Below are 23,688 nucleotides of genomic sequence, written 5' to 3' on the forward strand. Positions count from 1 at the left end.
AAATTGGCTAAAACGCAAAGAAACCGCTCCAGCAACGGAACGGTTCTATGTTATGACGATTTCCCTTCAGTTCATCTCTTTAAGGCAAAGAACTGAGCCCTATTAGATGAATCTACTCCTTATTTGGATCCCTCATGCTCTTGCGTGCCACCCCTGTACGATAGGCAGCTTCAACAACAGCCTCCCTTACCTTTTCCACCACTTTCTGGTTAAAAACGCTGGGGATAATGTAAGTCTCATTCAATTCTTCATCGGTTACTACGGATGCAATGGCCTGAGCAGCTGCCAGCTTCATTTCCTCATTAATCTCACTCGCCCTGCAATCCAAAGCACCGCGGAAAATACCGGGAAAGCAAAGAACGTTATTAATTTGATTCGGCTTATCAGATCTCCCTGTAGCCATCACTCTCACATATGGCTTGGCAAGCTCAGGATCGATCTCCGGCGTTGGGTTCGCCATCGCGAAGACAATGGGGTCCTTCGCCATGGATCGGACAGCATCTACTGTTAAAATGTTCGGAGCGGAAACGCCAATGAATACATCCGCATGCTTGATAACGTCTGACAAGCTTCCTGCTTCCAAGTTCGGATTCGTCATCTGGGCAAACTCGGTCCAATGCGCATTGTCGTACTGTGTATTTCGGTTAATGGCGCCATAGCGGTCCACCCCGATTAAGTTACGCACTCCGGCAGCAAGCAGCATCTTAGAACAAGCGATACCTGCCGCCCCAATGCCGTTAACAACAACTTTAATGTCCGACATTTGTTTGCCCGTTATTTTCAACGCATTCAACAAACCGGCCAGCAGCACGACAGCCGTGCCGTGTTGGTCATCATGAAACACGGGAATATCGAGTTCACGCTTCAGCCGTTCTTCGATCTCAAAGCAGCGAGGCGACGATATGTCCTCTAGATTGATGCCTCCAAACGCCGGAGCTATCGCTTTGATGATGCTGACGATTTCGTCCGGGTCCTTCGTGTCAAGGCAGATTGGGAATGCATCCACGCCCCCGAATTGTTTGAACAGCATCGCCTTGCCTTCCATCACCGGCATCGCGGCCAACGGTCCGATGTCGCCAAGCCCAAGTACAGCCGTACCGTCGGATACCACCGCGATCATATTCCGTTTGATCGTCAGCAAATAGGCTTTGCTTGGCTCTTCCGCAATGGCGGTACAAATTTGAGCGACCCCAGGGGTGTACACCCGGGACAAATCGTCACGGTTTTTGACTGGAATTTTCGAATTTATCTCAATCTTCCCACCTAAGTGGACAAGGAAGGTCCGGTCCGATACGTGAATCACCTTTACACCGCTTAAACTTTGAAGAGACTCGCCGATAAGCTGGCTATGTGTTTGATCGAAAACATTCACAGTAATATCGCGGACAGTACTCGTGCGACCGGAAGAAATGACGTCTATGCCTACAATATCTCCTCCCGTCTTTTCTATGGTAGCCGCGATATCGCCGAGCGAGGTTAACTCTTTATCTATTTGAAGCCGAAAAATCATATAAGTTGTTGCACCGCTTGGAACTGACATGTTCCTGTTCACTCCCTTTAATTTTGCTCTAGCCCAAGCCTTGCCTTCCAGCTTTTATTGCTTGCCTTCTAGCAGCCCAGCTCCCGCGATCCCCGGGTTTGTCATCTCATACGGATCTAGAATAATCTGCAACTCCTCTTCCGTCAGAACATTGTAGATCAGACAGAGCTCTCTAACAGGCTTTCCTGTTAAAATGGCTTCACGCGCGATTCGCGCCACTACTTCGTAGCCGAGATGTGGATTAAGCGCCGTAATCACGCCTACACTTTGCTCCACATATTGTTTGCAGCGCTCCTCATTAGCTTCGATCCCTTCCAAACAATGCACGCGGAAAGCTTGGAATACTTGATTCATCATGCTAAGCGATTGCAATAAATTGAACACCAGCACAGGCTCCATCACATTAAGTTCAAGCTGTCCCGCTTCGGACGCCAAACATATCGTATGGTCGTTGCCGATGACCTGGAATGCTACTTGATTGACGACCTCCGCCATAACGGGATTCACCTTGCCTGGCATAATCGAAGAACCCGGTTGGCGTGCAGGCAGTTGAATCTCCCCGAGCCCGGCGCGAGGTCCTGAAGCGAGCAATCGCAAGTCGTTGGCAATCTTGGACATATTAATCATGCACACCTTCAATGCAGACGACACTTCGGTGTACGCATCCGTATTCTGCGTCGCATCCACCAGATGCTCGGCATTGATAAGCGGTAGTCCACTCAGCTCGGCGAGCACTTCCACAACCCGCTTAATGTAGCGTGGATCTGCATTTAGGCCAGTTCCAACGGCTGTTGCACCCATGTTGACTTCGTATAAATGATCACGTGTTTGCTTAATCCGCTTAATATCGCGAGCCAGCACTCGACTGTATGCCTCAAACTCCTGTCCCAGTCGAATGGGTACGCCGTCCTGCAGATGGGTCCGGCCCATTTTGATAATACCGTCGAATTGGACGGCTTTGATGCAAAACGCCTCGAGCAGCTCTTCCATCGTTGCAAGCAGTTTCTCAATCTGAGAGAGTGTGGCAATATGAATCGCGGTCGGAAACGCATCATTGGTTGACTGAGCCATATTCACATGTGTATTGGGACTTACCGCAAAATAATCTCCCTTAGTACCCCCGAGCAGCTCGATAGCCCGATTGGCGATGACCTCGTTGGCATTCATGTTGATGGACGTACCTGCTCCGCCTTGTATCGGATCGACGATGAATTGATCGTGCCATTTACCATCTATAATTTCCTGTGCCGCTTGAACGACAGCATTCCCGATTCGAGGGTTTAACTGCCTGATCTCCATGTTCGCTACTGCTGCCGCTTTTTTCACAGTCGCCATCGCACGAATTAATTCTTCATGAATACGGTAACCTGTTATCGGGAAGTTTTCGACTGCACGCAATGTTTGAATCCCGTAATAAGCATCTATAGGCACTTCTTTTGAACCAAGAAAGTCTTTTTCCACCCTTAACTGAGCTGTTGTCATTGTCTTATCCCCCTAGTGATTTCAATTACGCAGCTTTCTTAACAGACTCTATATATTGCTTGCCTTTTTTCTTATCGTACTGCCCTTCCCACTTCGCCATAACAACCGCGGCAATAGAATTGCCGATTACATTGACTGCCGTACGGGCCATATCCAGAATACGGTCAATTCCAGCGATAAAAGCAAGTCCTTCGAGAGGAATCCCAACCGATCCCAGCGTAGCCAGCAGCACGATAAAAGATGCACCCGGTACACCAGCAATCCCTTTGGAAGTGAGCATCAGAGCAATCACCAAGGTGATCTGAGCGCTGATCGACATGTTAATGCCATACATTTGAGCAATAAATAGAGCAGCAATGGCTTGATACAGCGTAGAGCCGTCCAGGTTGAACGAATAGCCCGTAGGAATGACGAAAGAAGTGATAGCCTTCGGTACACCGAATTTCTCCATTTTCTCCATCATCTTAGGCATTGCCGTCTCGGAGCTTGCTGTAGAGAAAGCGAGGATCAGCTCGTCTTTTAGAATGCGAATAATGGTCATTACACTGGTGCCGCAAAGCTTCGCGATCAAGCCGAATACGACGAACACAAACAGAATCATCCCCAGGTATACAGCAAACACTAGCTTACCCAGTGGAACCAAGGAGCCTACCCCGAATTTGGATACCGTCACGCCAATCAATCCGAAAACACCAAGTGGTGCAAATTTCATAATTTGGTTGGTCACCCAAAACATCGATTCTGAGAGTCCCTGAAAGAAGGATAGTACCGGCTTCCCTTTCTCACCGACTGCGGCAATTCCCAAGCCTAGAAATACCGAGAAGAAAATAATGGCGAGCATATCACCCGCGACAAGAGATTCAAACACGTTTCTCGGAACGATATTGACGAACGTATCAACGAAGCTGTGACTGGTCATCTTCTCCGTCGCATCGACGTACTTGCTAATATCCGTCTTGGCAAGCGCAGACATATTGACGCCCGCTCCAGGCTTCAACACATTGGCCACGATTAATCCGAAAATAATGGCGATTGTCGTTACGATTTCAAAATAAAGAATCGTCTTTCCGCCAAGCTTGCCCAGCCTTTTTATATCTCCAACGCCCGCTACTCCGACAACGAGCGAAGAAACGACGATGGGAACGACGATCATTTTAATTAAACGGATGAAAATATCGCCCAATGGCTTTAAGTAGCTCTCAACAGTTGGGTTTCCAAAAAATATAGCTCCTACGATAATCCCCAAAATGAGACCAAACAGAATTTGAAATGCTAATCCGAACTTTTTCATGATAATTCCCCCTTTTGTTAAGCGCTTTCTTTTTCATGAAAGCTTTTGGTAACGCTTTAATTGATTTCATCTTAGTGGGTAATCTACAGAAAGCTAGACGAATCTACAATTTCTCTTTTTTATTTTTTCAAAAAATTATACGTGTGTAAAAGCAAGCTATAGGTATAGAAGGAATAACGCAAACTATGTCGAATGACTTTTACTTCATGTGAGAAGGAGGGAAACAAGACACTTTGAAAGAAAAATGGTTCCTGCTAATACTCATGATCATTTCCGTTCCGATCGCAGGCGAGTTGAATTTCTATCCGTTTCGAGATGAGTTTCGGGTTAGTTTAGGCACCCCCACCTTCTTCCTTTTCCTGTTGTGGTTGCGGACTCCTTCCCCTCTTGTCTCAGGTCTTCTTGTCGGGATATCGGTTACGCTCTTTCGCACAGGGCTTCAGGCGTTCCTTGACTCGGACTGGAACTGGTACGCTTCCTTTCATCATCATTATCCGGTATTCTTCTACTACCTGACCTATGGAATCGTCTTCACGGCGGTTCGTATGAACCGGCATCATAATAGGCCGCTTATCGCCGGCTTTCTCGGCGTTTCGATTGAAATCGCCGCGACGTCGGCGGAACTACTGTTTCGATATACCTCCATCGCCGAGATGGCTTCTCTTACCACCTGGAATCAGATTGCCTTAATTGCTTTTTTTCGCAGTTTTTTCGTGCTAGGTATTTTCAATATCGTGAAGTTGCGACATTCGAGGGCAGCCGAAGAGCAGCAGCGCAAAGAAAACGAGAAGATGATCATGCTTATCTCCGAGCTGTATGAAGAATCTATTCAGTTGAAAAAAACGCTGCACAATGCGGAATATATAACGCGGGTTAGCTATGAACTGTATCGGTCTTTAAAGGATCTGAATCTACAGGGACTCGATGATCTGTCGCAAAAAGCGCTCCGAATTGCCGGTCAGGTTCATGAAATCAAAAAAGATAATCAACGGATTTATGCGGGGTTGTCCGGTTTAATTTCACATGATAGCGACTACTTACCAATGGATGAATTGGCTGGAATCGTCTTGCGTTCTAATGAGAAATATGCCAGATCCCTCGGCAAGAAGATTGCATTCTCACTACAGATCGATGGCGAATGTCCATTATGTCACGTGTATGCCACCTTGTCCTTACTCAATAACCTAGTGACTAATGCCGTTGAAGCAATTCGTGAAACGGGCTATATCAGGATTAGCGTAATACGAAACGGAGATGATATCGTTATCCGTGTAGTTGATAGCGGTCCAGGTATTGCGCCTAAGTATCAGGATCGGATCTTCATGCCGGGGTTTACTACGAAATACGATGAATCCGGCAACCCTTCCACGGGTATAGGACTCGCTTACGTGAAACAAGAAGTCGAGCTGCTTCATGGAACCATACGGGTTCAAGCCGGCAGTGACGGGATTGGTGCTAATTTCATCATCACATTGCCAGTGAGCAAGATAGGAAAGGAGGAGTAGCATTATGCGTTTTTTTATTATCGATGACGATCCGGCCGTACGTTCCATGCTGGAGCATATTATCGAGGATGAGGATTTGGGAACTATCGTAGGTGAGGCCCCAGATGGGGCGCAAATTGACAGCGATCTACTTGCCCTCAAGCAAGTGGATATCGTTCTTATCGATTTATTGATGCCTGATCGTGACGGCATAGAAACCGTTCGTGAGATTTCCGGAAACTTCGAAGGCAAAATCATCATGATTTCTCAAGTAGAGTCGAAGGAAATGATTGGGTTGGCTTATTCCTGCGGAATTGAATATTACATCACGAAACCGATCAACCGATTGGAATTGATCGCTGTTATTCGTAAGGTTTCTGAGCTGCTTAGGCTGCATCAATCCATAAGAAACATTCAGAAATCACTAAGTGCCATTGGCATTAACAGCGCCCTTACGGAGAAAGATCCGTCATCCAGTGCAAAAACGATAGTAACAAGCGGGAATTATGTCTTATCCGACCTTGGGTTAATCGGCGAGTCCGGCTGCAAGGACTTATTGGAGATGCTTGATTATTTGTATCGTACTGATATGAATCAACCTTTGGAGCTTAACTTTCCGCCGCTTCATGAAATTTTTCAAAAAGTCGCAGAAAAAAAATTAGCCCCCTCAGCCTCTGACAGCGATTTGAGAAAAGAAGTCAAGGCAGCCGAGCAGCGGGTACGACGGACTGTGAACCAAGCGCTAACAAACCTTGCCTCCCTTGGATTGCTAGATTATTCGAATCCGAAGTTTGAGGAATACTCGAATAAATTTTTTGACCTAAGCGATGTCCGCAAAAGAATGAGGGAACTGGAGAATAAAGAAGATGAGTCTCAGAGTATAATCCGACAAAATACAAAAAAGTTTATTCAGGTACTCTATTTGGAAGCCAAAAAATTGATTAGCCAGTTGTGAGTAAGTTCCGTATCATTTGACCCGGAATATTCAATCAGGGATTCAGCCGTCGATCGCAAAAAAAAATGGCAGAGCAAGGAATAAACCTCGCACCACCATTTTCTACTTTTCTAACATAAAAGAGCCGCACTATACTCGGTAGTTGTCGCTTCTCCAGCTCCTGATCGACTTCTTAATAGCGTCAGGTGACAACTGCTCCGCGGCAGCCTTCTTACAAAGTGTAGGAAACTCCTCATCGGAAGCAAAACGTAGAGCCGCAATTTGCCCTATCGTGAGCTTGGCATCCAGCAGCTTCTGGGTCAACACATAGTGCCTGAGATTCTCTTCTGCCCGTATCGCGCGATCCTGCGCTTTTAACGGATAGGACCGTACAAGCAGGAATACAATGACTAAAATGATAGAAATGAGCAGAAAAATAACCGCGGGCAGCACGTCTGCCCCGGATTGCACTGACCTAACGAGCTGGATAAGTGATAAGATCACTAAACCCAGCGCCAGCACACTGTAAACAAAGTGAAACAGCGGATGCATTCTACGATGATTCGCATAGTTTTGATGACCGTTACTCATAGTTTCTCCACGATTTCATCGATCTCACTTTTTAATAACAGGTAGCGATGAACACTTCTCATAATTGGTACTTTGGTTAACTTGTTTTTGTCCACATACAGTTTCATCTGATCTTTAGAAAGACCTAATGATTCTCCTGCTTCCATAACGGTTAGTACTTCTTCATTACTTGTAGCGTTGAACGTTGACTTCACTTTTTGATTCCAGTCTTCAAAAGTATTCATTTACTCGCACCCTTCTAATTCCGTTACTTTGATTATACCACAGAAATTAAAAGAGGCATCATCCAATTAGCGGATACTACTTCACGTCCTCATCATTTAAAAGCTCCAACAGCGCTTGTGGCAGAGCAAATTGCTGGTTGTTAATGATAATTCGATTCAACTTATCGTCCATTGTTTCTGATTGCTCTTCTTTAATAACTTCAATTTCGGCATGCAAGCGTTCCATTTGCAGATCCAAGGCTGACGCGGCTGCAGCCGCTTGTTTTAATTCATCCAGAAGCCGCGCGGGTACAGCTTGATTGCCTTGATTGAATTTATAATAGATTTTATGCTCCAAACTTGCCCAAAAGTCCATCGCAATCGTTCGAATCTGAACTTCGATGCATACACTTTCTAGTCGATCCGACAGATGTACAGGCACTTCGATGATCAAATGAAGACTTTGGTAACCATTAGGCTTCGGGTTCTTAATATAATCCTTCTCATCCAGTACTTTAAGGTCGCTTTGACTCTTCAGCATCTGGCTTATGACATAAATATCAGAGACAAACGAACACGTAATCCGCATCCCTGCAATGTCCTTAATACTCTCCTTAATCCCTGAGAATGAGAGATCTCCTCCCTTTCTATTGAGCTTGTGAAAGATACTTTCCGGAGACTTCAAACGCGATTTAGTATGTTCAATCGGATTATATTCATGCAGCATTTCGAATTCCTGCACAAGAATTTCAATTCTGGTCTCTATCTCATCCAGTGCGAACTTATACGTCATCATAAATCGTGTCAGTTCGTTCTTGAATCTTTTTAAATCATTGATCGAAAGTTGATTCATCATGGTTGTTTCCATCCTTTGGTCGTGGTTATTTTACCAGTCCTAGCTAGTTTAATTCACATGTATCACTCGGCGCAAATTTGGTGTTCTTATTGACATCTTCCGTAACGTCTTGGTATAGTACTCCTATCATATTCGAGTGAATACTTACGACGGAAGCACCCGTAAGATAAGGCCTATGGCCTTTCTTGCAGGTGCTTTTTTGTTGTATTCACATCCCATTTTCACATTTGAAGGAGGTTGTCTATTGAAAAATTTCACTGCTTTGCTCACCGCTTTAGCCCTCGCCTCGGCCATTCCAGCAGAATTGGCTTCAGCCGCTTCATTCGAAATCACAACCACGATTCAATCCTCTCTCGACAAAACGATTGCCGGCGCGACTCAAACCCAAGCTAATAGAATCAGTTCGTTATACACTGAATTCCTCAACCTTCAGAAGCAAGAACAGGACTGGGAAGCCAAAATCAGTACGCTGCATAGCAGAAATAAGGATACATCAGCTGAGCTGGGCAAACAGGCCAAAGATATCGATTCCGCCAAATTGGCGAAATTGGAGGAGGAGATCACGCGAACGAGAGCTCGGCATCAACCTTTATTATCTCAATACGCCGCGCTAAACAAACAAATCGAAGCCGCTCGATCACTGAAAAGCAAAAGCTTGAGCGCCCTGCTAAGATTCCAAGCTGCTGCTATGAAAATCCCCGTACAACTAGCTCGCCTCGACATCAGCGCCAAGGTAAAAGCTTCCCAAGCTGCTAAAGATAAAGCATCCAAAGCGACGAAAAAAATCCGCAGCAGCCTAAATGAAATTGACCCCATAAACGTACAAATCAAAGCTAAGCAAGGTGCTATCAAAACGATCCAAAACAGCCTCTCCCCGATATGGACCGCATTTAAACAAGGAGCAAAAAAAGAAGATACGAATGCTGTTCAAAGCTCACTCACCTCCATGATTTCTCTATCCCGGCAAATGAATACAGAAAAAGAAAGCATCTTTAAGCTTGAAACGAAGATAAGTGAGGCACTGGTAGCGATTAAGGCTCAAATCCCGTAGGGTCTGAGGTCAACATTAAGCCAATAAAAACATTGTAGTGCGCCTTGCAGTATATAGAGATTCGAAAGACCGTAGTATATAATAAATATAACATTCGATACTTAGTATGAAGACCAAGAGAATGGAGGAATCGTCATCAAGAAAGTAAATAAAGTTGCTCTCTCCACAGGGATTAGTCCCGATTTTCTTGACATACTCTCTCAAGTCATGGAGGAGTACGACGAAACATTGAAAGGTTTAAAAGATAGATAATGAACACAATCGCTATTGACCACCCAAGAAGTTCTCTCGGTAATGTAGCTGAGATAATTAGAAGACATTCAGTACCCTTTGACTAATGAAGCTTGTCCCAAAAGTAAATACATGCACTTAGTGGCAAAGAAAACAATAAAAATGAGGTGGCTAGGTAATACTTGCCCTCTCATTTTTTTGTTTTCTGTCGATTGCTAAGGAAAGTCACCCGACCTCTAGCTTGCGGAACGTCGATTCGCTATTTTGGGAAATCTGCGCTAGAAACCGAATGAGAGGAACGTGAGTGCGCTATTTGATCATTTTGAACGATTCTGGTTACCTACAAAGGAATACGAACCTTGAACGTACAGCCCTCTCCAACCGTGCTTTCCACATGAATAGTACCCCGACCGGCGTCCACGATGTTCTTGGCGATCGCAAGCCCTAGACCATGTCCGCCGATTTGACGCGTTCGCGACTTATCCTGGCGGTAGAAACGGTCGAAGATGCGAGGAAGTGCTTCGGCCGCAATGCCGATCCCATTATCCTTCACTTCGATGGTGAAACTGCGAGCTGCTTTTTCCTTGCCTTCCGCAAGCGTTACATGTACGGTACCCTTGCCCGGCGTATATTTAATTGCATTATCGATTAGCAGGATGAGCAGCTGTGTTAATTTCTCAGTGTCCCAATTCACCGTCAGCTCATGAGGAGCTTGCAGCTCAATGTCAATGTCCTTGGCTTGTGCTAATGGCTGAAGCTTACTTATCGCTCTAGCGGCTGCTTCACTCAGATTAAAAATGGATCGATCCAGTTCGAATTCGCCAGAATCAGAGCGGGCTAGGTGCAGCAGTTCGCCGGCCAGCTTCGTTATGGAGTTAACCTCCTCTTTCAAACCTTTAAGCACGTTCTTCGAGAAGGGGTCGCTATCGATGCTTTCTTCAAGCTGAAGCGCTTCGATCGATGTTAGCATGACACTCAGCGGTGTACGCAGCTCATGGGAAGCATCCGCTACGAACTCACGTTGTTTCGCATACGCTTTGGCAATCGGTATAATCGCTTTGCGTGCCATCAGATGGCTGAACAATAAGGCTAGAACAAAGAAAAGCAGCGCCATCCCGATCAGCAGAATGAGTAGCAAGCGGAACAAATCGTTCTGGAACGTGACTTCCTTCCCTACATATAAGGTTCCTATCCGCGTCCCATTCCATAGCAGTTGACGATCCGAAACAAGAAACTTAGCATTCTCTCCTTGTTTGGGGCGTCCTAAGTCGTCTGTAGGTGGCTTATCGAATGTTTGCAAGGTAACTTTCTCGATTCCTTTCCCTTTGAAATGTCCCTTCGCGATGGCCTCAATCACCTGATTACGCAGTTCCGGCTGAATCTCGTCCCCTAACTGTATGTTCCCATTTTCAGCAATCAAATAGTAGAACGATTGGTCCGTACTGATTGAGAAAGCATCTTCTATAGAGCGCGGAGGACGCCTATTCGGATCGCTGTCTTGGTCGGCCCATTTTTGCAAGGTGCGAATTTCACTGTCAGCAAGCTCGTTCAGACCCGTTCGTTGATCGTTCCAAATGAATAGATAGAGTAGGACATAAACAATGATGACGAACAAACTTAGAAAAGCAATAAGTACACCACTGTATTGCAGCGTCAACTTATTGCGCGTTCGATCGAACAGATCACCTTCGGATAGCCGATTTTTTAAAGAGTCCCATTTATGCTTCAATTTTATAACCCACGCCTCTCACGCTCTGAATGAGCTCCCGTGAGTAGGAGGGCTCGAGCTTCTTTCGAATTAATTTCACAGTAGCGTCGATCGTCTTCAGATTCACTTCGGCATCAAGGCCCCATACTTTGTCCAGGATGACCTCGCGGGTCAGTGTACGTCCTTTGTTCTGCAGCAGCAGGTCTAGAATTTGAAATTCGCGCGGGGATAATTGGATTTCTTGGTCGCCTTGAATGACGATTTGACTCATCCGCTGAAGCTCTAGATCACGAATACGGATGACATCCTCCTGAATGGGAACGAAGTTTCTGCGCATCAATGCTCGCAAACGTGCCAGCAGTTCATCCATCTCGAACGGCTTGACCAAATAATCGTCGGCTCCCGCATCGAGACCTTCCACACGATCCCGCAAAGCATCTTTCGCAGTCAGCATCAGAATCGCACCGAGATAGCCCCTTTTACGAAGTTTGGCACACGTTTCGAGGCCATCCCCATCCGGCATCATCCAATCGAGCACGACAACATCGTAGCTAGAAGCCGTCGCATAGTCGAACGCGTCGTTGCCCGTCTTTACCCAATCGACGGTGCAACCCGACTTCTTTCTCAACATATGCGCGGTCAGTTCACCCAGACGGATATCATCTTCCGCCAATAGAATCTTCATTTTCTTGCCCCATTTCCCGACTTTACCATCTTCATAAAAGTATAACCGAAAGCTTTCGTGCTTTCACCATACTTTCACCAAGTCCAAGTAACATAGGTTTCAAGAAACACACAATCTAATAAAAAGAAGGGAAGAATGACGATGAACTTAAAAATGAAAATGATCACCACCAGTACGCTAGTGGCTGTAGTTGTAGTAAGTGGAGGTATAGCATTGAGCAATAATAACACAGTGTTAGCAGCACCTCCTGCGACCAATGGGACAGCAGCAAATAATAAAGCGGTTAAGGATGCACCGGCAAGAGAAGCAGGCAACAAAGGAGGACAGAATTGTAAGCCCGATCCCGTTCTAGCTCCAACAACAAGCCCAACTCCATCTGCGGGCACAACGAATGGCAGCAATCCTGGTCAAGCAGCTAATTCAGTCGTGATATCGGGTGGTTTTATCACAGATCCGCAAGACCATGGCAGACCTGTCGTACTTATTGCCGCAGCCCTTGGGGTACCCACTGAGGTTTTTAGAGAAGCATTTCGCGGCGTAACTCCTGCAGGACTGGATAGTGGCCCAAGCTCCGAACAAGCACAGAAAAACAAAGCTGCTCTCCTTAAAGTTCTAGCTCCCTATGGAATCACGAATGAACGCTTAGATGAGGTGTCCAACTATTACCGTTATAACGGGAGAAAAAGTGATACATGGCAAAAAACGCAAGCTACAGCAACCGCAATAGTTACGAATGGTATTGTGACTGGTGTAACCATTACAAATCCAGGAGCAGGGTACTCTTCCAATCCAACGATAACCGTAACGGGGCCAAACGGTACATTCACTGCGACAGCTACGTTAGCCTACACGAACGACTTTAAAACAAATGGAAGTATTTCTGCTATCACTATCAACTAACTATGCATAAACTTTCCTTGCTTTAACACCGGTACAAATCAAAAAAGCACCCTCTCAGGTGCTTTTTATGCTTATACTAGCAAAGTACTGTTTAACGCTTCCTAAACTATTTTACAAGACTTCTGGCTTGAAATACGGGGGTGCTTTTAACCACCCTTTTCTCATTAATAAATCTTTTAACGTTATCGCGTATGTAAACTTCTTCATCTGAAATTTGGCGAACATTGCCGCTACATCCGGCCGTACTGCCTCTGTCATGCCCCGGCAAGCATAATTTATACCCAGTACAATATTGAAGCTGAGAAGACTCGCTATTTCCTCATCAGACAGTTTGGATCCCTCCGGAATATTCCGAAAATCGCCAATCGGTTTATCCGGCGATGCCTCGGGCAGCGGGACGCCTTCTGCTTTTAAAAACTCAATTAACTCTGCAAATATGGGACCATGAACATCGTTAATGACTTCTTTCAGCTTCTCCTTAAGTTCCAGGTCCTCTACAATATTATAAGATACCTGTTCGCCGCGCATGGTTTGTTCCGTTGCAGTCAAATAAAACCATAGATTCATGACTTCTCCGACGTTTAAAGGCGGCTTTTCACCATCGAGAAACGGCTTAATCGCATCATTGAGTACTTCCATGATATTCATGTTCCCAGCTCCTTTTTGCTAGTTAGCGTTCCCATCTTTGATAAAAAAACACTATCCAATTCATAGGAATGGATAGTGTCTTATTAGGAAGATATAATCCCCCCCGCTTTCGCTTGGGTCTAGATTTCAACAGATTTTCCACCTACAGAGGAAAGCCTGCTGTCTCTTTTCTTTAAAGTCCCTATCACAATACCAACCGTGGTAAGAATAAAGGCCACAACGTGAATCCAACCAATTTTTTCATCCAAAAAAATAATTCCCCCAACCATACTGGCAAAAGGCAGCCCGTTTAGAAACATAGCTGTTTTGTTGGCACCTAGAAATTTAATACCATGATTCCACCCTAATGTACCCAGTGAAGATGCTACCCAAGCTGACATGAACATAACTGCCCAAGCCATGGCTGGCAAATGAATCTGAGCATACGACGAAGGCCCAAAGAAAGTCACTGTACCCAGATTTAACATGACTCCCCCAATTAGCGTGGAATAAGTAGTGACAACTAAAGTTGGCATGGACGTTGCCGACAACTTCTTGATGAACAATGCACCAACAACATAAGCCAACATGGATAGAAGCATGATGACATCTCCCCATCCAGATAAACCAACCGAACTATCTGCCGATTTGGAAGTTACGACCAAAACGACCCCCGAGAATCCAAACAGAATACCGACGCCTAATCTCATACTGAATTTTTCCCCAATGAAAATGGATGCGAGCAGAGCGGTAGATAACGGATTTAATCCTAATATCAGCGATGCATTTGTAGCTGTAGTTGTAACAACCCCGTATGCTAAAAACAGCTGATGAAAGAAGATAGATGTTAGCCCTATGAGAAAAAGAAGCCCCCACTGCTTTGCATTGGGTTTATAGAATCCATACTTTTTAAATGCAAACGGAAGCAACACAATTCCAGCGAGCGGTATCCTAATTGCGGCTACAAGCATGGGCGAGATAAACTGTGTAAGGTATTTAACCATTACAATATTTAGACCCCATGAGATGACCACCAAAGCTAGGATGAAATAAATGGTTTTCTCTGACTTTACCAAGTTGATGCACGCCTACTCTCTATCGATTATTAACTAATATAATCTTATTACACCACAAAAAGACACCTAAGACGGTGTCTTCTAGTACTTATCATCTTACTACACTCTTTGCTTCCATTCTAATAGATCCTATAGTAACTATACTTGTTTCCTGCTAGCGTGCAACTCATAGTTGCTTCTATGAAACTTTTTAACCATATCTTTATAACAATTATTTTCTTGTTCACTCAAACCGAACTGATTATCTTTAATAATCAGATTTCCAATGATACGTTTCAAAATTTCGCTCCTGCGTCCTAACATCTCTGTATGATTCACTCCCGCCAACTCCTTGCTTATTTTCATTTCGCATCGGTCCTATTAAGTATAACAAATAGCAATTTGGGTGAAAAACCGTCTATGGATACCTAAAGCCAAGTATTCCGCCCTAAGAATGGATTAGACCTAACCAAATCTATGTATTCGAAAACATCCTGCCCTATCCTCCCAATTATGCAAAAAACAGCTCCAACCACTTGGTGGCCGAGCTGCTTTTTAGATTTACATATCTGTGCATAGACCAGCTAAATGAATCATATTTATCAAAGAGAATTCCCTGGAAGGATGCGATTTACTACGTATGGAGCACCTTTTACCACCACAAATAGAACTTATTCTACAGTTTGGCATCGTCTTTTTTTGGACAATCGCTTATATATGGATCATTTATAAAGGGTTCCGTGATCGAACCTGCGGAATGCCAATAGTCGCCCTATGTGCCAATATTACTTGGGAATTTCTGTTTTCCCTCGTCATGCCTTTCCACCCACTCCAGCAAATCGTAACTCTACTATGGTTTTTATTAGACTGTATCATCTTGTTTCAATTTTTCTATTTTTCTAAAAGCCTATCTCCAAAATGGCCTACAAAACCTATAATTCTCTCCTTACTAGTCATTGCGCTGCTGCTTCACTACGGAATGGCTGTCGAATTTCATGATCCTGAGGGCAAGTACTCCGCATTTGGAATCAATCTAATGATGTCCTTACTTTTTATAAAAATGCTGCTGAAACAAGATTTGCACGGCCAATCCATCTACATCGCCTACTCTAAAATGGTGGGTACCCTGTGTGCATCTATTTGGTGCTATTCCCTAAACCCGCATTCAATCTTGTTAACTATGATGTACATTCTTATATTTATTCTAGACGTCGTTTACATCTTGTTAGTTTATAGCAAGTCAGTAAAGATCATTCATAGATCCACAATAACTCACCGTTCTTTCTATTAAGGGGCTATAATCTTCATTGATTTTTCGTTGTTGTCAAATTGATCAGCTGCATTGCGAGCCCTAATGAGAAAATAATAGGTTTTCCCGGATGCCAGCCCTTCCACCTTATCCTCGTAGGGGTAGCGTTTGGTCCGATCTCCTCGTCCCGCATAGTCTAAAGGAATGCCCAAATTCAGTGGAATGGCCTGTGCCTCTTGATTCTTCATGTCCTGTTTAAAATCAAAGTCTTGACCCTCTTTCACATAAAGCGTGTACGAAATGGGACGAGCCTGAGAATGTGCCACATCCCACTGAACAAAGACATTTTTTCCTCGGATATCTATATTCTGAATCCCTACTCTCGGCTCCGTGTAAGGTTTACCGAAAGGAGGCGTCATCGTATTTCCCCAAATTGGCGGTTTAGACGCAGCATCCCGATGATCAATGACATAAGTATCTATAGCTGCAACCTGAGCATTGGATATATAGTGAACCATTCCTAAGTCATTAGCTTCTTGTACATCAGCAAGTAACATTTTTGATGCTTCATTCTGTTCCCCATTTAGCGCTTTCTTCATCAAATCACCGTTCGGCCCTTCCGCATAACCAAGGCTGAGAACACGAAATCCGTTACCACGATCCGATTCAGCTAAAAGCTTTTGTACATAATTATACTTATTATCATTGAATGTAGCTTCGTTAAACCACTGAGCCGAGCTGCTATCCAGCCGATAACTTTCAAATAAAGCAAAATCAACTAATCCTCGTAAAGTGAACGCATAGGCTGTCAAGTCAGGATTGTAGAAAAAAAGCCCACGGTTCGCGAGCAGAAACCGATCCGGATACGCTTGTCGAATGTTCGCAATTAATTGCTTCATCCCAGGCTGAACCCACTCAAATTGACCTTGATTGGAACTGGATGCATCGGTAAAAGAATTTGGTGCCGCAGTATCCAAGGTGTCCAAAAACAACCCGTCACAACCATAACCTTGACTGGAATCGCGGGTCAAAAGCTCTTTAATTCCCGATACCTTATCCGTTTGAAGTTTCATGTCGAGTAACGCTTTAAACCATTCAGGGTGACCGGGATTTACAAATGCAGCCTTGAAATTCGTATTAAAATCTGGCGTTCCCGCCTTCCCGATCGTACCGAAAGTCACGAAATTATCATTCAGATAAAAGGGAGCAAACCCTCCATTGCTCGCTTTCCCCTTCAGATCAAGATCCTTTGGAACGTCGCTACCTTTGGGGAAAGGGGCTCCTGCTCGCGGATCCGTAGAGGGACCGGATCCATCCAGTACGAATCTCGCATCCTTTTTCATGTCATCCGGGCTCATTCCCGCCGTCCGAAGATCTTCTCCTATTGAAACATAAGCTAAGACGAGAACATCATCCGAAGCATCATGCGGGTCCTTTCCCGCACGAATCTTGGCTATTTGCTTAGGTGAAATGCCGCTGCGTGTATCTATAATAACCAATCGATACTTCTGCCTTGCTTGATCAATTAACGAATCAGTCCATTTGCCATAATAGATCAAATAATCCTGAACGTGATTACGAATGGTCTCCCGCGATTCAAAGCGTAATCGATTAAGATCAGAACTCGTTGTATGCCCATCTTTATCAGTGGTTGTTAAACGGAGGTCAACTGAAAGATTTGCTTGAATAGAATCTTTTTCCTTATCCCATGAAACTGTGAACTCACTTTCTCCTTCTTTGCTTTCAAAAGAAGAATTTCCATCTAATGTTGCTTTACGATATTCAGTTGAACCTTCCGGTTTAATCAGTAAATCGACAACATAACTTGCTGTCTTATTAGAGGTATAAGTAAAAGTTAAGGGAATCTGTGAGGCATCCACATGGGTTGGAGTCCATAGGTCTAATTTTGTCTCCGTTGACTTCTCGTTAGCTACGCCATTGGAATGCGTTTGTTCGCAAGCACTAAGTGCAATCGCACAACATGCTAATGTAATCAGAAAATATAAAATCGTTAATGACTTTATTCTCATATCAACCACTCCGTTATCCTCGATAATATTTCCATAATCATCCTAATTTTGTAACTATATCATACCGGGATATGACGAGTCTCTTAATTTCCTCAATCGGTAGAGATATGAAGGAGTTGAGAGGGTTGAAATATGGAGGGGCGTCTCATAAAATGAAAGAAAGCACCCTCGTCGGGTGCTTCTTCATTTTGTGTGGGGGTGAACCGTGGCTGTACAAATCCATGACCCCTCCCTTTTTGTAAACAAATTATTTACTTAGTGATAATACTCCAATTACATATGAACCCTACAATTGAGTTATCTTATTGTGGCGGAGGCATCGAAATATGACAGCAAAAATAATTCTTGTATTTGCCTGTATGTTATTCCTATCTGCTTTAAGTGCCAGTGCAACTGAGAATCATATTGTGCGTCCGTACTCACCAGAACTTTATAGCTCAACCGAACAATTTGAATATGAATTTGAGTGGCAAAATGGTAAAATCATAGCCAATCCCTAGCATTTCAAGTGCCGGTTTTCCCTCATAACGTAATCCAGAATCTCCTAACCATATTTCCATCATCTTCGATAAACTCTGATTCAAAGGTGCCACCCTGCTTGAGAATCGTCTTCTCAGAACCAACGTTGCCTTTATCGCATACCACTAGTACTTTATCCAAGCCCATCTCTTTCACTATTTGTAATGTCTGATATAGCAAGGCACTCGCATACCCTCTTCGTCTAAAGGAGGGCCTTATTCCATAGCCAATATGACCACCGCAATTTAGAAGCTTTTGGTTCAATCGGTGACGAATGTTTACAGCCCCCACTAGAAAGTTCTCATCATTTAATAACCAGTAGGTTGAATGGGGAACCCAATTAGAAGTGACTAATTTCTCTTCGCTGTCTTCCGAATAGAGAAATTCTAGCATTGCATGGAAATCGCTGGGATCTTTTTCAACAACCCAAGGCACGATATCTTCACCACTGCTGATCCAATCTTGATAGAACGATAAATACTGATCACGGAATTCCATAGAAGGTTTAATTAGTCGGACTTTGTTCATTCGATTCAACTCCTGACTTTTAGACTAAATTTCTCCCCAGATCGCAGTCATATACATGAATTCCATCCACCATTTGATACATATTGCATCATTATAACAGATAATTATTTTGAAATCTGATTAGATGGCACACATTTTCTTTATACATGCTCAGACCATCACCCGTGTATTAAAGGACTAGTATTTGTGATTAAGTCACTGAAAATCGATTCGAATCCCTATAAATTAATAATAGATCCATCAAATTTTTATGGGAGGTTAACAATGAATCATTATTACGACCGGTCGAATCTAAAACGAATTCCTGAGCTTATGAAGCTCGCCCCACAAACTGCCGCTTCTTTTTTGTCCTTCGAAAGGGACGTCTTTCATTCTACAGATGCCATACCTTTAAAGATGAAAGAACTAATTGCTGTGGCCGTTGCCCACGTGACGGGTTGTCCCTACTGTATTGATGTACATGTAAAAAAGTGCAAAGAGCTAGGTGGCACGAAAGAAGAAATCTTAGAGGCAATTTTAATTGCTGCTTCTACGCGAGCGGGGGCTATTCTCAGCCATGCGACACATGCCTTAATAGCATTCGAGGATAATCCAGAACAGTTATCCGGACAAACAACAGACCAGCAGTCCTTAGTTCCTGATTGCTTCTGTTAATGAAGTGATACAAAAGCCCTGAGTAATTTGTGCACAGGGCTTCCTTCCTTTAACCAGCAGAAAAAAGGTATCTTCATCCTCTTCTATGGTATAATGAAAACCTATTTAGCTTGTCAAAACCTAATGTTTGGAGAATATAATGACACATACCAGTAATACCTCACCTCATATAGATCCAATTAACAAAAGGGTTGTACTATATGTTGTCGTTTTTTTAATAATCGCTATTGTTGGTTTAACGTATGTGAAATGGTGGCCTTACTATCATAAAGCATTCGATGCTGCAACTAAACATTCTATAGGGTCGTCCATAATTTCTGGTAAAAATCCTACAGCCCCTGCCCCTTCTTGGCAAGCCGCATGGGATTATGCACTGACCTACTACAAATCAGTTTGGAAGGCAGCGCTGCTAGGCATTGTCCTTGGTTCATTGTTACAGGTACTTCTACCGTCTACATGGCTTCTGAGGGTGCTTGGTAAAACTTCTTTCAGAAGTACTTTAATCGGGGGATTTTCCTCCCTACCTGGTATGATGTGCACATGCTGCGCAGCGCCTCTTGCAGTAGGGTTACGTAAAAAGAATGTATCCGTTGGCGCAAGCCTTGCTTTCTGGCTTGGAAACCCGACCATTAACCCAGCAACCTTGGTGTTTATGACCTTTGTTTTGTCTTGGAAGTTCACCTTAATTCGGTTGATATTTGGTTTAATATTAACCTTTGGAGTAAGCTATTACGCCAACCTTTTTGCTGGAAAAACGAAACTTCCAGAGAATCTAACGGTTAAAACAGAGGAAGTAACAGAAGAAAAAGCCGGCTCATTCATACAAAGATGGTTCAAAAGTATGTGGTCGATGATTCTTCATATTGTTCCAGCTTACATCATCGCGGTACTTTTGTTAGGAGCAAGCAGAGCTTGGTTATTTCCTGCGGTTGGGGAAACTGCAGGAAATAGTATTCTTCTTATTATTGGTTTTGCTATTGCAGGCATGCTGTTCGTTATCCCTACAGCGGCAGAGATACCGATTATTCAATCTTTAATGTCTTTTGGCCTTGGGACAGGACCCGCAGCCGCATTATTGCTTACGTTGCCTTCCGTCAGTTTGCCTTCTCTGCTAATGATATCGAAATCATTTCCTAAGAAAGTCATTCTGTTTGTTACTGTTTCAGTAGTTGGGCTTGGTTTATTAAGCGGCATAGTCGGTGTTATTATTCTTTAAACATACCGTTAAAATAACAAAAAGCTTCATCTAGCAGAGACTGCTAGATGAAGCTTTTTATATTATGATATACCAATAAAATATTTGCTTTTAGTTATACTCTCGGCTATATGCTCTGCATCAACTCCAACGCCACCAATTAAGGCAGAACCTCTTCTGTATTGCCAAGGCAATCCCAAAAAGATCAATCCTCATTTTCGATTTCAATTCTAATTCATGGAAAAAACGAAGGAGGTTATCCTTTGTCTCACCCCTTAACTTTCAGTAATCTCATACTATTTAAAATTACAATTAAAGCTGCGCCTGTGTCACTAATTACAGCAATCCAGAGGGTGAGTAAATCAGGGAAAATCAACATCAATGCAAGACCCTTAACGATGAGTGAAAACCAAATGTTTTGTTTGATTATTCGTATTGCCTTACGGCTCAATTTAACAGTATGAGGTAGTTTTTCAAGATTGTCAGCCATCAACACGATGTCTGCGGTTTCCATTACCATATCCGTTCCTGCCCCGCCCATAGCAATACCTAGATTGGCAGTTGCAAGTGCAGGAGCGTCATTTATGCCGTCTCCAACCATCGCCACAAGATTGCCTTCTTCTTGAAGTTGTTTAATAGTTTTCACTTTATCTTCGGGTAAAAGCTCTGCAAAATATCGGTTTACCCCAGTTATAGTAGCAACTTTCTTAGCTGTACCTTCATTATCGCCTGTTAACATCACAACTTGATTGACGTTGGCGGCTTGAAGCCCTTTAAGAGCTTTTACGGAAGTATCACGAATAGCATCCGCAACAGCTATGACACCTAGTATTTTCTCTTTTGTTCCTACAATAACGATTGTATTTCCTTCTTGTTGAAGGGATAGGATTCGTGATCCAAGTTCTCCTAGAGAAGTGTTTAGCTCCTCGAACAATTTAAGGTTTCCTGCAAAGTACTCGCTATCGCCAATAATTGCGCTGACACCTTTACCAACGATATTTCTGAACTTATCGCCGTGACTGACAGGGACGTCTTTATCTTTGGCGTACTGGGCCACTGCTTTTGCGATAGGGTGTGTGGAGTATTCTTCTAGTGTTTGTGCAATAGCCAGCAACTCTTCTTCTGATGATCCTGTTAAAACAACTTGTGCTACCTTTGGTTTTCCCTCCGTTAAAGTACCTGTTTTATCAAAAGCAATCATTGAAATCCTTCCCGCTATTTCTAAATAGGCCCCACCTTTGATAAGAACCCCATTCTTGGCTGCATTTCCTATTGCTGAAACAATCGCCACAGGAGTTGAAATAACTAAGGCACAAGGACATGCAACCACCAACAATTCTAATCCTTTATAGAACCATCCCCCCCAACTTCCAATACCGGCAAGTGGAGGAAGAACCATCACAACGAGAGCAAGAACAAATACAATTGGCGTATAGATACGAGCAAATTTGTCTACAAAAGCTTCAGTAGGAGCCTTCTGTTCTTGGGCTTCTTCGACAAGGTGAATGATTTTGGAGATGGTCGTATCGTCAACCAGTTTGGTTACCTCAATCTCCAAAGATCCTTGTTCATTAATTGTCCCTGCATATACGCCATCTCCGGGATGCTTATCAACAGGAATGGATTCTCCTGTAATTGGCGCTTGATTTACACTCGATTCCCCACCAATAACAAGACCGTCTAAAGGGATTTTATCCCCTGGTTTAACAACAATGACATCCCCAACTGAAATCTCCTCTACAGGCTTTCTGACAAGCTCCTGACCGTTTTTCACGAACGCTTCGGGAGGTGCCAGGTCAATTAGGCCTCGAATCGAATTTCGGGTCTTTTCAATAGACTTCGTTTGAAGGACATTGCCTAACGCAAACAACCAAACAACCGTAGCACCTTCTAACCACTCACCAATTGCCACCGCACCAAGAACAGCTGCAGTCATGAGTACATTCATATCCAGTGAACGGCTTTTCACTGCATAATAAGTGCTTCTAGCTGGCTTATAACCACCTATAATAATCGATATTGCGTAAAGTAGAATAGTAAAGTTTGGCGATACATTCGTGTAGGAGCCTAGAAAACCAAAAAGAAGTAGAACACCTGACAAAATGATTAGGTTTGTACCTGAGTTGTCTTTTTTCTGAGCGCTTTTCCTTTTGCTCGAAACTAGCGTAGCTTTATAACCGGATTTAGACACTTCTTTGATAATTTCTTCAACTGAGTTGTCGTATTCAGCAATCATTTTTCCAGTTGAGAAATTGACACTTACACTTTTGATCGAGGGAAGAGTTTTCATATGATTTTCTATGGTTAAAGCGCAGGAACTGCAATCCATACCGCCGATCAGAAAATCCGATTTTCGGCTAAATTTCGGTTCTTTATTTGACTCGCAACTTTTATCCGAACAGCAAGAATCCTTATTCTCTATATCTTCATTCATTGGGGTCCCTCCTTTATATTTTGGAGCAACAATCCAATTGGTCATTTTGTTCACATGCAGCTACTTCCTCCTCGACTTGGTTGAAAACATCATCCATTATGTTTAATAGCTGTATGATTTGTTCATTTCTTAAACTGTAATACACATATTTGCCCTCTTGCCTTCCAACAATAATTCCGCAGCCCTTCAAACACGCGAGGTGCTGGGAAATGTTCGATTGATTCCCCTGAATTTCGTCAACGATTTGGGATACAGGTTTTTCTTTATCTTTAATACATGCCAGTATTTGAAGCCGCGTCTTATCACTAAAGCCACGAATGAATTTGGCTTTAACATCTAATTGATCAAATTGTTTTTGATTCATTGAGACTACCTCCAAACGAATTAACAATCACTAATATAATTATCATATTAGCCTCCCCTAATATATGTGTCAAATTC

General features: G+C 43.5%; 23 protein-coding genes. 8 read left to right on the plus strand and 15 right to left on the minus strand.

What is annotated here, in order from left to right:
• Positions 1-112: 112 nt before the first annotated feature.
• From GC102_RS00810 to GC102_RS00820, 3 genes are read right to left on the minus strand one after another with little or no spacing between them, the layout of a single operon-like run.
• Positions 113-1,540, minus strand: a complete 1,428-nt coding sequence (locus GC102_RS00810) for an NAD-dependent malic enzyme (protein WP_171687809.1) — start codon at positions 1,538-1,540, stop codon at positions 113-115.
• Positions 1,541-1,594: 54 nt separating this feature from the next.
• Positions 1,595-3,022 (minus strand): aspartate ammonia-lyase, encoded by a 1,428-nt coding sequence (aspA, locus tag GC102_RS00815; RefSeq protein ID WP_171687810.1) that lies wholly within the window; start codon positions 3,020-3,022, stop codon positions 1,595-1,597.
• 25 nt (positions 3,023-3,047) lie between these two features.
• Positions 3,048-4,313, minus strand: a complete 1,266-nt coding sequence (locus GC102_RS00820; protein WP_171687811.1) for a cation:dicarboxylate symporter family transporter — start codon at positions 4,311-4,313, stop codon at positions 3,048-3,050.
• A gap of 233 nt (positions 4,314-4,546) precedes the next feature.
• On the opposite strand from GC102_RS00820, the gene GC102_RS00825 reads away from it, so the two are divergent.
• Positions 4,547-5,818: a sensor histidine kinase gene (locus tag GC102_RS00825; protein WP_281367610.1), complete on the plus strand. Its 1,272-nt coding sequence runs from the start codon at positions 4,547-4,549 to the stop codon at positions 5,816-5,818.
• 4 nt (positions 5,819-5,822) lie between these two features.
• On the plus strand, positions 5,823-6,752 hold the full coding sequence (locus GC102_RS00830) for a DNA-binding domain-containing protein (RefSeq protein WP_171687812.1): 930 nt from the start codon (positions 5,823-5,825) through the stop codon (positions 6,750-6,752).
• Between the two features lie 129 nt (positions 6,753-6,881).
• On the opposite strand, the gene GC102_RS00835 is transcribed toward GC102_RS00830, so the two are convergent.
• The 3 genes from GC102_RS00835 to GC102_RS00845 form a co-directional block, all read right to left on the minus strand.
• Positions 6,882-7,322, minus strand: coding sequence for a DUF6526 family protein (locus GC102_RS00835; protein WP_171687813.1), 441 nt, complete (start codon positions 7,320-7,322; stop codon positions 6,882-6,884).
• Entirely contained in the window at positions 7,319-7,546 is a 228-nt protein-coding gene (locus GC102_RS00840; RefSeq protein ID WP_060646304.1) for a hypothetical protein, read from the minus strand. The genes GC102_RS00835 and GC102_RS00840 overlap by 4 nt, the downstream gene beginning before the upstream one ends.
• Positions 7,547-7,622: 76 nt before the next feature.
• Positions 7,623-8,378, minus strand: a complete 756-nt coding sequence (locus tag GC102_RS00845; RefSeq protein WP_057302645.1) for a GTP pyrophosphokinase — start codon at positions 8,376-8,378, stop codon at positions 7,623-7,625.
• A 247-nt stretch (positions 8,379-8,625) separates the two neighbouring features.
• On the opposite strand from GC102_RS00845, the gene GC102_RS00850 reads away from it, so the two are divergent.
• Positions 8,626-9,432, plus strand: a complete 807-nt coding sequence (locus GC102_RS00850) for a hypothetical protein (RefSeq protein ID WP_171687814.1) — start codon at positions 8,626-8,628, stop codon at positions 9,430-9,432.
• 571 nt (positions 9,433-10,003) lie between these two features.
• Here GC102_RS00850 and GC102_RS00855 read toward each other — a convergent pair.
• On the minus strand, positions 10,004-11,392 hold the full coding sequence (locus tag GC102_RS00855; protein WP_171687815.1) for a sensor histidine kinase: 1,389 nt from the start codon (positions 11,390-11,392) through the stop codon (positions 10,004-10,006).
• Complete coding sequence (locus GC102_RS00860; RefSeq protein ID WP_171687816.1) at positions 11,382-12,056, minus strand: response regulator transcription factor; 675 nt, start codon at positions 12,054-12,056, stop codon at positions 11,382-11,384. Before GC102_RS00860 ends, GC102_RS00855 begins: the two co-directional genes overlap by 11 nt.
• 141 nt (positions 12,057-12,197) lie before the next feature.
• On the opposite strand from GC102_RS00860, the gene GC102_RS00865 reads away from it, so the two are divergent.
• Positions 12,198-12,956, plus strand: a complete 759-nt coding sequence (locus GC102_RS00865) for a hypothetical protein (protein ID WP_171687817.1) — start codon at positions 12,198-12,200, stop codon at positions 12,954-12,956.
• 111 nt (positions 12,957-13,067) lie between these two features.
• On the opposite strand, the gene GC102_RS00870 is transcribed toward GC102_RS00865, so the two are convergent.
• The 3 genes from GC102_RS00870 to GC102_RS00880 all read right to left on the minus strand — a co-directional run bounded on the left by GC102_RS00870 (position 13,068) and on the right by GC102_RS00880 (position 14,977).
• Entirely contained in the window at positions 13,068-13,604 is a 537-nt protein-coding gene (locus GC102_RS00870; protein WP_171687818.1) for a DUF3231 family protein, read from the minus strand.
• Between the two features lie 119 nt (positions 13,605-13,723).
• The gene (locus GC102_RS00875; protein WP_171687819.1) at positions 13,724-14,659 is read right to left on the minus strand and encodes a DMT family transporter; all 936 of its coding nucleotides are present in this window, start codon (positions 14,657-14,659) and stop codon (positions 13,724-13,726) included.
• 138 nt (positions 14,660-14,797) lie between these two features.
• On the minus strand, positions 14,798-14,977 hold the full coding sequence (locus GC102_RS00880; protein WP_171639967.1) for a hypothetical protein: 180 nt from the start codon (positions 14,975-14,977) through the stop codon (positions 14,798-14,800).
• 301 nt (positions 14,978-15,278) lie between these two features.
• On the opposite strand from GC102_RS00880, the gene GC102_RS40855 reads away from it, so the two are divergent.
• Positions 15,279-15,929: a transmembrane-type terpene cyclase gene (locus GC102_RS40855; RefSeq protein WP_446686375.1), complete on the plus strand. Its 651-nt coding sequence runs from the start codon at positions 15,279-15,281 to the stop codon at positions 15,927-15,929.
• Here GC102_RS40855 and GC102_RS00885 read toward each other — a convergent pair.
• Positions 15,926-17,917 (minus strand): putative glycoside hydrolase, encoded by a 1,992-nt coding sequence (locus tag GC102_RS00885; protein ID WP_171687820.1) that lies wholly within the window; start codon positions 17,915-17,917, stop codon positions 15,926-15,928. The two genes, GC102_RS40855 and GC102_RS00885, sit on opposite strands and share 4 nt — an antisense overlap.
• A gap of 326 nt (positions 17,918-18,243) precedes the next feature.
• On the opposite strand from GC102_RS00885, the gene GC102_RS00890 reads away from it, so the two are divergent.
• Positions 18,244-18,417 (plus strand): hypothetical protein, encoded by a 174-nt coding sequence (locus tag GC102_RS00890; protein ID WP_171687821.1) that lies wholly within the window; start codon positions 18,244-18,246, stop codon positions 18,415-18,417.
• 22 nt (positions 18,418-18,439) lie between these two features.
• Here the strand turns inward: GC102_RS00890 and GC102_RS00895 are convergent, their stop codons facing one another.
• On the minus strand, positions 18,440-18,964 hold the full coding sequence (locus GC102_RS00895) for a GNAT family N-acetyltransferase (protein ID WP_171687822.1): 525 nt from the start codon (positions 18,962-18,964) through the stop codon (positions 18,440-18,442).
• 264 nt (positions 18,965-19,228) lie between these two features.
• Between GC102_RS00895 and GC102_RS00900 the strand changes: the two genes are divergently transcribed.
• On the plus strand, positions 19,229-19,618 hold the full coding sequence (locus tag GC102_RS00900; RefSeq protein WP_171687823.1) for a carboxymuconolactone decarboxylase family protein: 390 nt from the start codon (positions 19,229-19,231) through the stop codon (positions 19,616-19,618).
• A gap of 139 nt (positions 19,619-19,757) precedes the next feature.
• A complete protein-coding gene (locus GC102_RS00905) occupies positions 19,758-20,834 on the plus strand; it encodes a permease (RefSeq protein ID WP_171687824.1) in 1,077 nt (358 codons plus the stop codon).
• Between the two features lie 247 nt (positions 20,835-21,081).
• Here GC102_RS00905 and GC102_RS00910 read toward each other — a convergent pair whose 3' ends face one another.
• Positions 21,082-23,247 carry a heavy metal translocating P-type ATPase gene (locus GC102_RS00910; RefSeq protein ID WP_171687825.1) on the minus strand — a complete coding sequence of 722 codons (2,166 nt, stop codon included), beginning with the start codon at positions 23,245-23,247 and terminating at the stop codon, positions 21,082-21,084.
• A 13-nt stretch (positions 23,248-23,260) separates the two neighbouring features.
• Positions 23,261-23,611: an ArsR/SmtB family transcription factor gene (locus tag GC102_RS00915; protein WP_171687826.1), complete on the minus strand. Its 351-nt coding sequence runs from the start codon at positions 23,609-23,611 to the stop codon at positions 23,261-23,263.
• Positions 23,612-23,688: the final 77 nt, after the last annotated feature.

The sequence above is a fragment of the Paenibacillus germinis genome (assembly GCF_013141785.1).
Taxonomy (GTDB): domain Bacteria; phylum Bacillota; class Bacilli; order Paenibacillales; family NBRC-103111; genus Paenibacillus_E; species Paenibacillus_E phytorum.